The 13491-nt window shown below is 55.2% G+C and carries 12 protein-coding genes; 7 read left to right on the forward strand and 5 right to left on the reverse strand.

Features of this window, described 5'->3' with window-relative positions; translation table 11 throughout:
- The first annotated feature begins 96 nt into the window (after nt 1-96).
- Complete coding sequence (locus tag Mal52_RS10115; RefSeq protein ID WP_145375870.1) at nt 97-1791, forward strand: hypothetical protein; 1695 nt, start codon at nt 97-99, stop codon at nt 1789-1791.
- A gap of 242 nt (nt 1792-2033) precedes the next feature.
- Here the strand turns inward: Mal52_RS10115 and Mal52_RS10120 are convergent, their stop codons facing one another.
- On the reverse strand, nt 2034-2471 hold the full coding sequence (locus Mal52_RS10120; protein WP_145375872.1) for a hypothetical protein: 438 nt from the start codon (nt 2469-2471) through the stop codon (nt 2034-2036).
- Between the two features lie 358 nt (nt 2472-2829).
- Between Mal52_RS10120 and Mal52_RS10125 the strand changes: the two genes are divergently transcribed.
- Entirely contained in the window at nt 2830-4119 is a 1290-nt protein-coding gene (locus Mal52_RS10125) for an OprO/OprP family phosphate-selective porin (protein ID WP_197534799.1), read from the forward strand.
- Between the two features lie 229 nt (nt 4120-4348).
- On the opposite strand, the gene Mal52_RS10130 is transcribed toward Mal52_RS10125, so the two are convergent.
- Nucleotides 4349-4633, reverse strand: coding sequence for a hypothetical protein (locus Mal52_RS10130; RefSeq protein WP_145375876.1), 285 nt, complete (start codon nt 4631-4633; stop codon nt 4349-4351).
- 246 nt (nt 4634-4879) lie between these two features.
- Here Mal52_RS10130 and Mal52_RS10135 point away from each other — a divergent pair, with 246 nt between their 5' ends.
- Nucleotides 4880-5101: a hypothetical protein gene (locus Mal52_RS10135; RefSeq protein ID WP_145375877.1), complete on the forward strand. Its 222-nt coding sequence runs from the start codon at nt 4880-4882 to the stop codon at nt 5099-5101.
- 2 nt (nt 5102-5103) lie between these two features.
- Here the strand turns inward: Mal52_RS10135 and Mal52_RS10140 are convergent, their stop codons facing one another.
- From Mal52_RS10140 to Mal52_RS10150, 3 genes are all read right to left on the reverse strand, one after another.
- On the reverse strand, nt 5104-6546 hold the full coding sequence (locus tag Mal52_RS10140; RefSeq protein WP_145375879.1) for a protein kinase domain-containing protein: 1443 nt from the start codon (nt 6544-6546) through the stop codon (nt 5104-5106).
- 352 nt (nt 6547-6898) lie between these two features.
- On the reverse strand, nt 6899-7657 hold the full coding sequence (locus tag Mal52_RS10145; RefSeq protein ID WP_145375880.1) for a class I SAM-dependent methyltransferase: 759 nt from the start codon (nt 7655-7657) through the stop codon (nt 6899-6901).
- 6 nt (nt 7658-7663) lie between these two features.
- Nucleotides 7664-10033 carry a ligand-binding sensor domain-containing protein gene (locus tag Mal52_RS10150; protein WP_145375882.1) on the reverse strand — a complete coding sequence of 790 codons (2370 nt, stop codon included), beginning with the start codon at nt 10031-10033 and terminating at the stop codon, nt 7664-7666.
- 176 nt (nt 10034-10209) lie between these two features.
- Between Mal52_RS10150 and Mal52_RS10155 the strand changes: the two genes are divergently transcribed.
- The 4 genes from Mal52_RS10155 (at nt 10210) to Mal52_RS10170 (ending at nt 13475) form a co-directional block, all read left to right on the forward strand.
- Entirely contained in the window at nt 10210-11223 is a 1014-nt protein-coding gene (locus tag Mal52_RS10155; protein WP_145375884.1) for an NADP-dependent oxidoreductase, read from the forward strand.
- Between the two features lie 365 nt (nt 11224-11588).
- Nucleotides 11589-11936 (forward strand): hypothetical protein, encoded by a 348-nt coding sequence (locus tag Mal52_RS10160; RefSeq protein WP_145375886.1) that lies wholly within the window; start codon nt 11589-11591, stop codon nt 11934-11936.
- Nucleotides 11937-12098: 162 nt separating this feature from the next.
- Nucleotides 12099-12806, forward strand: a complete 708-nt coding sequence (locus tag Mal52_RS10165) for an SGNH/GDSL hydrolase family protein (RefSeq protein ID WP_145375888.1) — start codon at nt 12099-12101, stop codon at nt 12804-12806.
- A gap of 63 nt (nt 12807-12869) precedes the next feature.
- Nucleotides 12870-13475, forward strand: a complete 606-nt coding sequence (locus Mal52_RS10170; RefSeq protein ID WP_145375890.1) for a preprotein translocase subunit SecA — start codon at nt 12870-12872, stop codon at nt 13473-13475.
- Nucleotides 13476-13491: the final 16 nt, after the last annotated feature.

Here is a 13491-nt window from a genome sequence, read left to right on the forward strand (position 1 = left end):
ACGTCCAGTCCGTTGTCGAATGCTGGCAAGGTCGAAACGATTCGGCCCCCCTGCGCTGCGGGCTATCTCAACTATCATTTCACTCAGGAACGCGCTATGTCCATTCGATCCCTGTTACGTTGCTGTGGCATCTGCCTCCTCTTGGGCCTGTCTGCTCATTGGGTTCAAGCCGCCGAGGACAAACCGGCTGCTGCAGCGACGGAAAAGAAAATCCCCGAGATTTCCGACGAACCAAAAACCGTCGATCCCGCGACACTGATGCCCAAAAAATTAGCGGCGCGGGCCACGGTCGATTTTTCTGATTCGTCATTGCGCGAGGTCCTGGATTGGCTGCGAGACGAACAAGGGCTAGTGGTATTGTTGGAGAAAAACGCACTCGCGGAAAAAGGGATTTCACTCAGCGAACCGCTGTCCGACCACTTGAATGATGCCCCGATTTACTTGCTGCTCAATCGCTTAAGGTCACTGGGGCTGGACTGGTATTTCGAAAATGAGATTCTGCACATTACAACTGCGGAAATTGCTGAGGAACAGTTGCAATTGCAGTCGTACAATATCGGCGATTTGTTGGATGCCGGTTATGATGAGGACAGCATAAACGAAACCATAACGACTTCGGTGAAACCCGAGAGTTGGGAGGAAGTTGGCGGCCCAGGAGTCTATCGAACTTTGGGCGATGTGGTTTTCGTACGTCAAACGAACGATATTCAACGTCAAGTCCAAGGGCTACTTGCCGGTCTCCGCAAGCACGGCCGACAAACCTTCACCTACGATCCTCCCGCTAATCTGGAACTGCAGCAAAAACTAACGGAGAATGTCAGCGTCAATTTCGAAGACACACCGCTGGTGGTCGCCGTAGAAAAATTAGCAGCTGACGCAAAGGTCGATTTGCGGCTCGATAAAGCGGAATTGCGCGAAAAACGCATTCGCGACCGGGAGCCAGTGACGCTGTCGCTGACCGATCGCGATTTGGCAACAGTCTTGCGGGCCATGTTGTTGGATTTGAAATTGACCTGGGTGCTTGAAGACGGCGTGCTGTGGATCACTAGTACCGAAAAAGCGGAAAGCATCTCCAAGACGGCCATTTATGACGTGCGAGATTTATGCCGTGACGGCAGCGAGTCCGATTCCTTGGCCGATGCGATTACATCGCAAGCACAGCCCGATGCGTGGGCCGAAGTCGGTGGACCGGGACAGTTGAGCTTTCCACAGCCGGGAACCATGGTGATCTACGCCCAGGACCAGTTGCATCAGGATGCGCTTCGATTACTAGAAACATACCGGACAGCTTTACGATCCTCGAAACCGCGTGCGGTCGAAGCGGTTGATCCGCAGGAAGTCGTCACGGTCTACTACCGGTTGCACGCCAATGTGGCACGTAGCCTCTCTCTCCATCTCCATTATTTGGTCGAACCCGACTCCTGGGAAAACGAAGACCACCCCGACGCGCCTGGTGAGATTTCATTGGTCGAATCCGTGCCCGACATCCAGGGGACGGAAGGCAAATTGTCGCTTGCTGTTGCTGGACCGGCTGCCGATGCAGCGCGAACCGCGGTGATTTCACGGGCCGTGTTAGTGATCCGTCAGACGCGGGAGAACCATAAAAAAATCGCTGAAGTCATCAATCGAGTTCGCACCGGTGATCCAATCGGAGTCGATACGCAGCAGACCGGGTTTGGCGGTGGTGGTGGTGGCGGTTTCGGCGGCGGATATTTCTCACCGGCCCTCGATGCGACATCAAACGTGGTACCCAAGTCATTGCCGCAACAATCGCAACCGCCCAAAGAGTAGTTTGGTTCAGTAAGGTGCAATGCACTCGCGTGCGGACGGGATAGCCGGGGAACGTCCGCACTGAGTGCGTGTTTTCAAAATGGGAGGGCAGCGGCTGATGCTGAGCCGCGCGCGACCAGAACACGTGATCAGGTAACTCGATTCTTGCTATCTACGCACCGCTTGGCAGCGCGGCTCAGCAGGAGCTTCGCCCTTCCGGGACGCTGATTGGCAGTTGCAAAACGTAATTTCTACGTCCGCTGTTAGGTGGAAAATTCGCCATGCTCCGCTGGCAGTTTTCCGCCATTCTCAAACAATTCCCGGACTGAGGGGCGGTTGAGTACGATCAGCGCGAAGACGCCCAGGACTGTGCCAAAGGGCATGAACATACAGGCGACTCCTGAGACCACCACGCAGAACATCCAGTGCGTTCGTTTGGAAATGAATCGGCCCGTAACAAATATGCAAATCGTCGCCGCCCAGCCCAACGTGAAAAATAATCCACCGATGCCTGCGAATAAATACCCTAGAAATGCCGGCGTTTCTTCGCCTTGAGGTTCGGGAAAGCCTTCGGGATTTACGATCAGCATGATCCCGATCACCAAGTGGATGAGCGGCATACAGGCAAAAAGTCCCGACATCGCTGCGACGATATAGAAAAAGATGGCCAGCAGGTTGAGATGTTCTTCGTCCTGTTGCATGAGGGCTCCGGCACGGTGGTCGTTCTGGGATGAGAAAGGGATCGTCACCAAGTCGCGTGACCCATTCTAAGACAGAATTACTTTGGATCCTAATGGAAAATCTTGCCGAGGTGGTGAAATCACAAGTCCGTCTCGCTTTCCGAGTGGCAGATTCCCATCTTGACCGTCAATTGAGTTCGTCATAAAGTCCCGCCTCTCTCTTCTATAGTTCCACGCCTCTCTCTCTTCGGAATTTCTGGCCATGCGTGCACGCTCCTATGCGAGTGCGATCACGGCATTCGCGTGTTCGTGCGCTTTACTATGCGACGCGGCCGAGCCCGATGGACTGGTTACAACTAACCCGGGCACAGTTCTCCCAGTGGCCTATGAAAGCAGCGAAGAGTCGTGGTCGGCAGAAGGCCAGGGGAATGGAGAGTTCAATGAACACCACCGTACATTGGTGGCCGAATTTGGAGATGGCGTCGTTCTCAAAACAGACGACGACGAATTTGAGTTGGCGATCCGTATTTTAGAGCAGACCGACTTCAAATACTTTTCGCCGCGCGATCAAATGCCCGCGCGACCCGGCGTCTATATCCCCCGCTTCCGCGCCTACTTCGAAGGACATGTCACAAGCAGCTATGGCTACGAGTTGTCCCTGCAACGCAGCGTCGAAGGGGCGTTTGACATCTTAGACGCGAATATCAATTTCCAGCCGTCTGAAGAATTTCAAATCAAGGTCGGCCGGTTCATCGTGCCGTATAGTTACGACTGGTACGACCATCTGGAGCAGTTTTTTATCGCACCCGAGCGGGGCCTGTATCCGTTGAACTTTGGTTTGTCGCGCGAAGCAGGCGTGATGTTCTGGGGGCGGCTTAACGAAGGAGAAATGCAATACGCACTGGGTGGTTTTTCCGGCCAATTGTCCGGACTGGCTGATACGAACACCACCCGCGACTTGGTCGGCTATTTGAATTTCCGACCGCTGCGCAACACCGGTTCAACGATGTGGGAAAACCTGAACCTCGGTGGGTCCGCAGCCTATGGGGATCAGGCCTTCGCCGGCGAACCGTTGCCGCTACGAACGTCGCTGCAGTCCTCGGAGAACGACGATGCCGCCCAAGCCGCTTCGTCCGTGTTTCTAGAATATGAAGAGGATGTCGAAGTCTTAGGAAAACGCGAACAGGCAGCGCTGCATTTGGCTTGGTACTACGAGCAACTTTCCTTCGAATCCGAATTTCAAGTCGGGCGATTCGGATATAAAAAAGAGGATGTTGCCACGAAAGTGCCTGTTGTTGGATATAACATTGCCCTGAGTTATTTCATCACCGGCGAGGAAGTCACCGGTCGCAAAATCGTCATCCCCGACCGTCCGTTCAATCCGGGGTCCGGGCAAACTGGACCGGGAGCGATTGAACCCTATGTCCGTTACAGCTATCTGCAATTGGGCGAGCAAATCTTCGAAGAGCAACTCGCCGACGGAGACGATTGGACGCGACAAATCTCAATGGTCGACCTGGGCTGGAACTGGTACCCCAACCGGTACGTGAAGTTCTACTTCGATTGGCAAATCTCGATGTACGGCTCCCCGGTGGTGCTCAACGAAGAAAAAGACGAGCGCTCAAAAACCAATCAACTCTTCTGGCTACGAGCACAGGTTTTCTTTTAGAAGCAAGGAAGCTCTGAAGGCAGACGACACCCCGACGGGAAAAAACACAGCCTAGAAGCGCCGAGGGAAACGTCAGCGCTGACGACACTTTTTTTCTCTGTGACCTCGCTGGCTAATTCTTTTCGTCAATGCGTGTGCAGCGGATTGAGTGGTTGGGACGATCTGTTGTTCTACGTGAGAAAGGTGCCTCGTGACGCACCTTACATTCTCTCATGCACTTGACTGGCGATTATTTCATTGGCTTGCCATCTCGTCGCCAACCAAATCGTTCGCGCCAGGCATAACGTGCAAACGCCCAGAGACCGGCGTAGCGGTATTCAGCGTCGACATAGTGCTGGATTACATAAAACGTGAAATAATAAAACCGGCAGGCGCACCAGACGCAGACCGCGAGCAGGGCGGCGGTTTGCAGAGTGGGGTTGAAGGCCAGCAGCAACCCGGCTGAGAGGACTGCGCCGACTAAAAACAGCAGGCCCTTCAGGTAGATTAAGCGTGGATTTTTGAGGTCGCCCATGTTGTGGTCCCTGTTTGGGGCTGTACTACGGGTTTGCCGACAATATCCCCATTCTACGGCGGTTTGGCGGCGGTGTGCATCCCCAGTTATTCTCCGCAGGAAATTCGTCTGTCGAATCGAACTTGCCAGGGGTTCAGCGCCCGGTTACGGTGGCAGAGACGGTCACGCTGATGGTGGGGCCAAAACGGCGACTGAGAAACTTCGATAGGATGCTGCCCGCAAGGTGGCGCAGGAAGAGAGAACGCAATGCATTTTGATGGCAACGACGCTCCGTTGCGACTGGCGGATGAAATCCGCAAAGAGATCAAGCGGAGCCATAAGAACCTATACCGTTTGGCACACGAAGCCAGAATGGACTACGCCAAACTCCGGGACTTTATGAAAGACGAGATCACCGTCCCGCGTTCGGTGCTTCTAAAATTAGCCAGCAAGATCGGACTCTCGTTGCAGCAAATCGGCAAAGGCTGAGCTTAGTTTCGCATCGTGCGGGCGATGCGCGAGAAGACCACAGCACCAATTCCAGCCAGCGCGACCAGAATCCCCGCCAGATAAAACGGCCATGCTCCCAGGCTCTTGTCTTCCTTCTTGCTATTGCGGATCGCATTGCTAGCTGCTTCAGCTTCTTGACGGACTTGCGGTTCGGCGTCGGTCTGGTAGACCTTGTCAAGTTCTCGCATAGCTGACGCCGCGGGAGCACCAATTTGTCCCAGGGATTCCGCAGCAGCACGGCGCACTTCCCGATTGGAATCTTCAGAGAGTGCGAGAGTCAACGCCTCGACGCTTCCCTCGGCAGAGGGACCAATTTCTCCCAGCGCTTTGGCCGCGGCAATGCGTACATCACTGTTAGAATTTTTAAGCGCTTCGACCCACAGCTCACCCCCTTTGCCGGCAGTTTGTGGCCTGTTGCTGGAATAGCCATTCCAGAAGAGCAATGCCATCAGCATCACTGCAACGACCGCCAGCACCATGCTCCAGGACTTGGGCGTGACTGCTCGTCCGCTAAAACTGCGCTCGGATGTCCCCATCGCTTCTTGGACGGCCTGAGCGGCCTGCGTGTTGCGGATGGTGATGTCCCGTGTCGTCGCATCCAACGAGGTCGTTTGTGTCACTTGTTTCAACCGCCGAGCAACATCAATGGCGCTCAGCGGACGATCCTCGACCCGTTTCTCCAACAGGTCAAGAATGATCTGCTCCAGTGCAGCCGGGCAATCCATGGCATTGGTGGAAACCGGCGGCGCGGGTTTCTCGAGGTGTTTTTGCAAAATTTCAGCGGGGGAATGTCCGCGAAACGGCGGCCGACCGGCCATCATCTCGTACATCACGCAACCCATCGCATACAAATCCGCACTGCCGGTGAGCGGCGGTTTGCCACGGATTTGCTCCGGCGACATATAGTGGAACGTGCCCATGGTCTTGCCATGTTCCGTCAGACCGACGTCCGAACGGGCCCGTGCCAAGCCAAAGTCGCTGAGTTTGAGTTTCCCCGTGTTCGTCAACAACAGGTTGCCCGGCTTGACGTCACGATGGATGAACCCATGTTCGTGTGCAAAATACAAAGCAGAGCACAATTGCAAGGTGTATTCGATCACCTGCTCCCAAGGGAGTCGGCCCCGTTTTTTGAGCAATCGTTCCAGCGACCCGCCTTCGACAAGTTCCATGGCATAAAAGTGCTGGTCCCCTTCGCACTTTCCACCAAAGCAATACACGATATTTGGGTGCTTGAGTTTTTTGAGCACCTCCAATTCGCGCTCGAAGCGGGTGGCGATTTTTTTGTCGGCGGCAATCTCGGCCGGCAAGATTTTCACTGCCACTTCGCGGTCGTTCTTGACGTACCGCGCCCGGTAGACGACACCCATGCCGCCTTGTCCGATTTTTTCTTTGAGTTCAAACGGCCACAGCCAGCGATTGTCCATCGCACCCGCTCAAAATTGCAATCAAATTGATGTCGTTCTTCGCACGAACCGAAGCGAGCACGCACGAAAGTCGGGAGCCGCAACGCATGTGAGAGCCTGCTACTAGTCTACTTCACAGTACTCGTACCGTGACATCATAATCAATGTCTAAGCCCGACATAAAATACATTCTGCAGGTTTCAGCCGCTGCCGATTGCCGAAAGGCATAGGGGCCGTTGCAAAATCGTACGTCGAGTCAATCGCATTTGAATACATTGATGTGTTGGCGGTTTTACCTGACACTTCTGATCACGGACCCTGCAAACCATACGGCCGGTGACTCAGTCGCGTTTGGTCGTGGCAAGGATGCCGGTTATGCCGATTCTTGAATCGCTGCAAAACGCAGGCGGACATAGTCCACCGTCCATTGTCCCTGCTCGTCGCACAGGGAGGCTTGGGCCGCGTCCTGAATTTCCTGAAAGAAGTTGGCATGCTCCTCTGTGGGGATGGGCGGCAAGAAACTTTCGGCGAATGTTTCCAGCCAATCGGTCAGTGCTCCAGGCAGCGGAGTGGGACGCGGAATCAGTTCGATGGACTGGACCCCAAACCCGGCCGCTTGCAATTCGGCCTGATATTCTTCCGGTGTGGGAAAATACCAGGGCCAGAGCGTCTCCATATCAATCTCGCGACGGGTCAGTGCGGCGGAAAGTGCCACCTGCACTTGGTGGATATTTCCCGCGCCGCCAAACTCTCCGACAAAACGTCCTTGCGGTTTTAAGGCGCGGCGGACTCCGGCAATGACCTCGGCAGGACGCTTCATCCAATGCAGCGCCGCATTACTGAAGACGGCGTCGAATTCCTTATCGAATTCTAAGTTGTGGCAGTCGACCACGTGAGCGTCCAAGTCGCGTTCGCGCGCCGCCTCGATTTGATCCGCACTCGCATCGACACCCACGACGTCGCAACCCATCTCGGCGAGTTTTTGTGTCAACACGCCATCGCCACACCCGAGATCTAAAATCCGTTCTCCCGGCTGAGGGGCTAGCAGTTCCACGACCGGCATTCCGAGCGTTGCTACAAACCCGGCGTTGCGCGCGTAACGTTGCGGGTCCCATTTCTGTTGTTGTGTCATCGTGTTCTATTCAGCATCTTCGAGAATGTAGCCGTGATAAAGTCCCATGTAGTAGGGCAACAAATAGACAGCGCCGTCGGCCAAGATTCGACCGCCGCTTCCGCCGTCCAATTCAAAGGGATTGTGATTCCAATGTTCTACGCGCCGTTCGTCGATCGGCAGGCATTTGCCGTTGCGCAAATGTCCGGTGCCGCGCGAGCGGAGAATATGTTTGCCCAGCGGCACAATATCGATCCGGTGGCTGTTTTTGTAGCTCCAATCGATGCGGTCGAGCGGGATCTGCTTCAGGGTGGTGATCGAATCAGTGATGACACTTTGTGGCGGCGACCAGAACCGTCGCCAACGCTCCGGGACATCGAAACGGGCGGCAAAGATGAAATTAAACAACGGGTTGTTCTCGGGTTCTTCCAAACGCCAATAGTCCCACATGGATCGCAGATATTTACGCCGCAACGTTTCGTCGGTTTCGTAATTCAGCAGCGTGTAGTAGCACATGAAGGCCATCTCATCGTCCGACTGGTTGCCCGATCCCGGACCGTTTTGCCATTTGGGAAATTCAACGTTCGTCGCATACCCATGTTTCTCAATCAGGTCGTTGTAAGCTTTGCGATATTTTTCGTCGCCGCCGCTGATGTGTTCAGCGACTTTGAGGTAGGACAGAATGCTCAATGAGTTGAGTCCGCGGCCCATTGTCTGTTCGTGGTTTAATGTCTGCGGATCGAAAAATGCCCAGCGGGTTGGTTTGCCATCGTGGTCGATCATACGGAAACCGTTGTCGATCAGGTGATCGGTCATCGGCAACACGATGTCACGGACGCGCGCCTTTTCCTCGTCTGTCTCGGCGACCAAATCGTAATAGCAGGCGTTAAAGAAATAATGGCCGTCCAATTCATCGGAACTGGTGTCGCATTTCCAATACCATTTGCCATCCGCACTGGTGGGCCAACGGGGGCTGATGATTTTCCAATAGGGATCTTCGCGTTGTTTCCTGCGGTCCTTCTCCGGCGTGTAGTGTTCGGCATTCGGATCCTCACCGGAGGTCGGCAGAATCGTTCGTGCGACGAAACCGGCCGGCGGCGGGTGCGAACTGTCCCGCGTGACCACGGTCAAAAATCGCAATGCCTCAAAGGTGTCCTTAGCCCGTTGTTTTGCTTGGGGATCTTTCGTCGCAGCGTAGGCAAAGCATTCTCCCGCCCCATACATCGCCGTCCACAGGCCATCGTTGTCGCTATCCAGATTGCGGAAACTGCTTTTGTCCCCAGCGACATCCAAGCCGGCGCGGTCCACAAATCCGTAGGGGGTGCGGCGGTTGTATTTGTCGATTTCCTCTTCGAAGTACTTTGCTTTTTCAGCCAAGGTCACCGGACGTCGCTGAATCACGCCGGCCCCAGCGGAGGTGGCAAACCACGCATCGCCTTGCTTGTTCACCGCAATGCCGCGAATCAGATCATCGGGCACCCAGCGTAAGCCTTGCCGGTAGGACCAATGCTCGCCATCAAAACGAATGGCACCGATTTTGGTACCAAACCAAACCACACCTTCCTCGCCGGCTGCCGCCGTAGTGAAATCGTTATACGGCAACCCATCTTTACCGGTGTAGAGCGTCCATGCCTCTCCATCCAGCACGCCCACGCCTTGCGGGCTAGCGAACCACAACCGGTCCTGGCGATCGAACGCGACTCCGCGCACGTCGTGCGGCGCCCAACTGCGATTGCCCGCACGGGGAAAAAGTTGCACCCAGGGGGAGTCCTCACCCCCCAGAAACAATCCCGCCTGGGCCGCCAAGGCGATCCGTCCGTCGGTTGCTCGGACGATTTGACGAACGTCGGCTTCATCGCCCAGTAGCTTTTGCAATACGTCATCGCGTACGAATTTGCCGTCCCGCAAGCGGAACAATCCATCCGGTGTGCCGATACCAATCGAAGCTCCGCCGAGCAGTGCCGGCGCCGCGTCCTCCGCCACAGCTTCCGCCGGAGCGTCGGCCAAGCGGTTGGCTTTTGTGCCGGTGACTTCAAACACTCCACCGCCGGCAATCGCTATGACTCCTTCGCCATGAGTGGCCACCTGCAAAGCGGGACCTTTCAGACCGGAAACCGGTGCCCAGCTATCGTCGTTCCATCGCGCCAGCCCTGCGGCCGTCGCCGCATAGACACTGCCATCTCCAGCAATCGCGACACCGCGCACGTCCTCATCCGGGAGCCCCGTCTCCTTGTTAAAGAATTCTTGCTGTTCGGCATCAAAGGCGCCAACTTTGACCCCTTCAATTGGTTTCACTTCGCGCATTCGGCGGCGTTGTGCATGGACCTCGCCGCTGTCGAATAAAAAACTAACTCCCGCAAGAATGATGCTGAGCAAAATCTGTTGACGAATGTGCATTGCGATATTTCTCTCTGGCGACGAATACGAATCGGCGGTAGGGATACGGGCGAAGCCGCTGACTCTTTGACTTCAGCAGTCCAAACGACTATCGTTGTGGTCCAATTCACTATCATTGTTTCCCGCGTTCGCCGCAACCGTCGCGACGCAAATTTCATCTCCTGCACGAGGGCATTATGTCACGTATCAACCGTCAAATTACCCTCGCAGCGCGCCCCGTTGGCCGACCTCAGGAGTCCGATTTTGCACTTGTCGAGACTCCGATTCCGGAACTGGAAGAGGGACAATTCCTGATTCATACGACCTATCTGTCAGTCGATCCCTACATGCGGGGGCGGATGAACGATCGCAAGTCGTATGCCGAACCGGTCAAGTTGGGTGACGTAATGGTCGGCGAAGCGGTCGGCAAGGTCGTTGAGTCCAAGCATCCCAAATTCGACGTGGGAGACATCGTCGCTGGAAGCATCGGCTGGCAGGAATATTGCGTCACCGACGGCACAGACATCCGCAAAGTCCGTACTGGAAATCAACCGGTTTCCGCAGCACTGGGCGTGTTGGGTATGCCCGGTCTGACTGCCTATTTTGGGTTGTTGGAAATCGCCGACCCCGCTGCGGGGGAAACCGTCGTCGTTTCCGGCGCCGCCGGGGCCGTGGGATCCACAGTGGGGCAAATCGCCAAAATCCGCGGCTGCCGCGTCGTAGGCATTGCTGGAACGGATGAAAAGGTCGCCTATCTCACCGACGAACTCGGTTTCGATGCGGCATTCAACTACAAAACGACCAAGGACTACGTCGCCAAACTGGCCGAACTTTGTCCCGAGGGAATCGATGTCTATTTTGACAACGTCGGCGGCCCAATCACCGATGCTGTCTTTCCGCTGCTCAACAAACACGCACGGGTTTCCGTCTGCGGACAGATCTCGCAGTACAACGCCACCAAGCTGGAACAAGGTCCGCGGCTGTTGTGGAAACTGATCGAAAAACAGGCCCGCGTCGAAGGCTTTTTGGTCTTTCAATTCATCGACAAATTCCGCACCGCCATGGTGGACTTAGCGCATTGGGTCGAAGAAGGCCAATTGAAGTACCGCGAAAACATCGAGGAAGGTTTGGAAAACGCTCCCAAAATTTTCCTGGGCCTGTTCGACGGCGAGAACATCGGCAAACAACTCGTCCGCGTCAGCCCCGAGTGAGTCTCTGCGGCGCAGCGAATGTCGATTTTCGCAGCCACAGATTTACCCAGCGCGGCTAGGCTGCAGCCAAGATTTTGAAAACAATTAGCCACAGAGGCCACAGAGTTCACAGAGAAAAAACTAAAACTGCGATGACCGCTCATTACAGTTTTCTCTGTGTCCTCTGTGCTCTCTGTGGCTAATGCTTAATCTGCGAATGCCAAGTGGTCACGAAAAAGGCCCGCGGCGCATAGTCCATGTCTGTCAACTCGGAATGTCAGAACACCGGGGGGTAAGGCGAAATATGCATTATCAGCTTGACGGCAGAAAGAAAATTGCAGATGTTGCAGATGTTTGAGAGGAAGTGAATTCTGGATACGGTCCTCATGGAATATAGATCGCGAATTATGTATCTGCTGAAGACGAACAACCCCATTTCACTGTATCAACTGGCAGAGTCGCTCGACGCAATTCAAGACTTCACGCACTGCGACCTCGGAAGTCTCAACTCGCTCCAACTGATTGAATTGTGTGACGAAGCGGCCGCTTGGATTGCCAATGAACCAATTGTCTTTGACGAAGAGAACGGCTTGGCGATCTTCGAGTTTTCACCGTCGGGTGTCGCGTGGCTTCGAAACAACTCTGCCGCTTTAAAAGATATTGGTCCTGATGCTGCTGCATTATCTGCATTGGATGGGGCCGACGGCACCCTCTACGCAGTTGATACCTTTTGATGCCCTTGTCAGTGAGGAAATCGCATTGGCTGGTTACGATTTGCGTCGTTGGTGGCGCGCCGCCGACTCGCGGTCACCCACCGCAACTTCGAATTGCCGTGGCAACTGTTTATACTGTCCTAAGCTGATCACCGAAATTTGGTTTTCCTAAGGACAACACACATGCTACGGTTTTTCGCGACGCTCGTTGCACTCCTGGCACTTGCACAATGCACCGACGCTGCTGAACCGGTGCGGGAACGCATCGAATGGGCGGATTATTGGGTCACCGATGCGGAAAAAGACGACCTGCCGCGCGTGCTGTTTATCGGCGATTCGATTGTGAAGGGATATTTTTCCGCTGCGGAAAAGCAACTCGCAGGAAAGGTACGCTGTGCCCGGTTGGCGACCTCCAAATGTGTCGCTGATCCGCTGTTTCTCGACGAAGTCCGGTTGCTGCTCAAGCAATACCGGTTCGACGTGATTCATTTCAACAACGGACTGCATGGCTGGGGCTATAGCGAAGACCAGTACCGCGATGGTCTGCAAAAATTCCTGACGGCCCTCCCCAAAGAAGCGGGCGACGCCAAAATCGTCTGGGCCACCTCGACTCCCATGCGCGCCTCAAGCGACCTGAAGAAATTCCACGAAAAAAACCAGCGCGTCGTTGCCAGAAACCGCCTTGCCGCTGAGGTCATGAAACAACGAGGACTTCCCACCAACGATCTCTACGGATTGGTGGAGCCGCACCCCGATTGGCATTCCAAAGACGGCGTGCACTTTAACGACCGCGGCAAAACCGCACAGGGGGCCGCCGTCGCTGAGAGTGTGATCAAGCAGCTGCGTGATGGGGTGACGCCGGGAAAACGGGACGATGTCAACGACCGGTAGGCCGTTGCTCAAGCCGCTGTGGCCTGTTGTGGTGCAGTTGAGTTGAAGCCGGAGAACGGAACCATGGGACTGTGGGACATGTTGTTTGGCGGGGGATGTCCCGCTTCGGTCGACGTCTCGGGCGACCACATCTGGATGTCGCACGCAGCAAAGTTTCATGGGATTGGTCGGCAGCTTACAGAAACCGGCGACTCGGCGGGGGTGCTGCTCATCGCGCATTTCGACGAGACACTGGCGCAGCTGGATGCCATCACGGCGGCAGATCATTTTAACGTCCCGGTGCATGCGATCCTCGCACAAGACCTCTCGACCGATATCGCCATTCGTTGGAGAATGGAACAGACAGCAACGATCGACCTGATCGTGGCGGACCGGCATCCGCTGTGGTCCGTTGACGGCGAACTCCTGCAATTCGCCGGGGAACTACCCTGCCGCTGCCGCGTAGCTTATCATCAATCCCTGCAGGACCCACTGGTCAAACGTTTCACCGGCGCCTGGCTGGAGCCGATGCTGGAACAGATGGGAATGAAAGCAGACGAGGCGATCAGCAGTCCGTTGGTCAGTAAACGCATCAAGGCGATGCAAAAGAGGATCGAAGCGAAGGCGTTCGGAAACCACCGCGCCGCATCGGCCACCGAGTGGTTTGAATTGAACTTCCCGGAGTCGTGATCGCGGCGAAGAATTG

Source organism: Symmachiella dynata (genome assembly GCF_007747995.1).
In the GTDB taxonomy this organism is placed as follows: domain Bacteria; phylum Planctomycetota; class Planctomycetia; order Planctomycetales; family Planctomycetaceae; genus Symmachiella; species Symmachiella dynata.

Excerpts from the sequence above, each read along its gene's own strand:
- Mal52_RS10115 (WP_145375870.1), top strand. The coding sequence starts at position 97 with ATGTCCATTCGATCCCTGTTACGTTGCTGTGGCATCTGCCTCCTCTTG.
- Mal52_RS10120 (WP_145375872.1), bottom strand. The coding sequence starts at position 2,471 with ATGCAACAGGACGAAGAACATCTCAACCTGCTGGCCATCTTTTTCTAT.
- Mal52_RS10130 (WP_145375876.1), bottom strand. The coding sequence starts at position 4,633 with ATGGGCGACCTCAAAAATCCACGCTTAATCTACCTGAAGGGCCTGCTG.
- Mal52_RS10135 (WP_145375877.1), top strand. The coding sequence starts at position 4,880 with ATGCATTTTGATGGCAACGACGCTCCGTTGCGACTGGCGGATGAAATC.
- Mal52_RS10140 (WP_145375879.1), bottom strand. The coding sequence starts at position 6,546 with ATGGACAATCGCTGGCTGTGGCCGTTTGAACTCAAAGAAAAAATCGGA.
- Mal52_RS10145 (WP_145375880.1), bottom strand. The coding sequence starts at position 7,657 with ATGACACAACAACAGAAATGGGACCCGCAACGTTACGCGCGCAACGCC.
- Mal52_RS10150 (WP_145375882.1), bottom strand. The coding sequence starts at position 10,033 with ATGCACATTCGTCAACAGATTTTGCTCAGCATCATTCTTGCGGGAGTT.
- Mal52_RS10155 (WP_145375884.1), top strand. The coding sequence starts at position 10,210 with ATGTCACGTATCAACCGTCAAATTACCCTCGCAGCGCGCCCCGTTGGC.
- Mal52_RS10160 (WP_145375886.1), top strand. The coding sequence starts at position 11,589 with ATGGAATATAGATCGCGAATTATGTATCTGCTGAAGACGAACAACCCC.
- Mal52_RS10165 (WP_145375888.1), top strand. The coding sequence starts at position 12,099 with ATGCTACGGTTTTTCGCGACGCTCGTTGCACTCCTGGCACTTGCACAA.
- Mal52_RS10170 (WP_145375890.1), top strand. The coding sequence starts at position 12,870 with ATGGGACTGTGGGACATGTTGTTTGGCGGGGGATGTCCCGCTTCGGTC.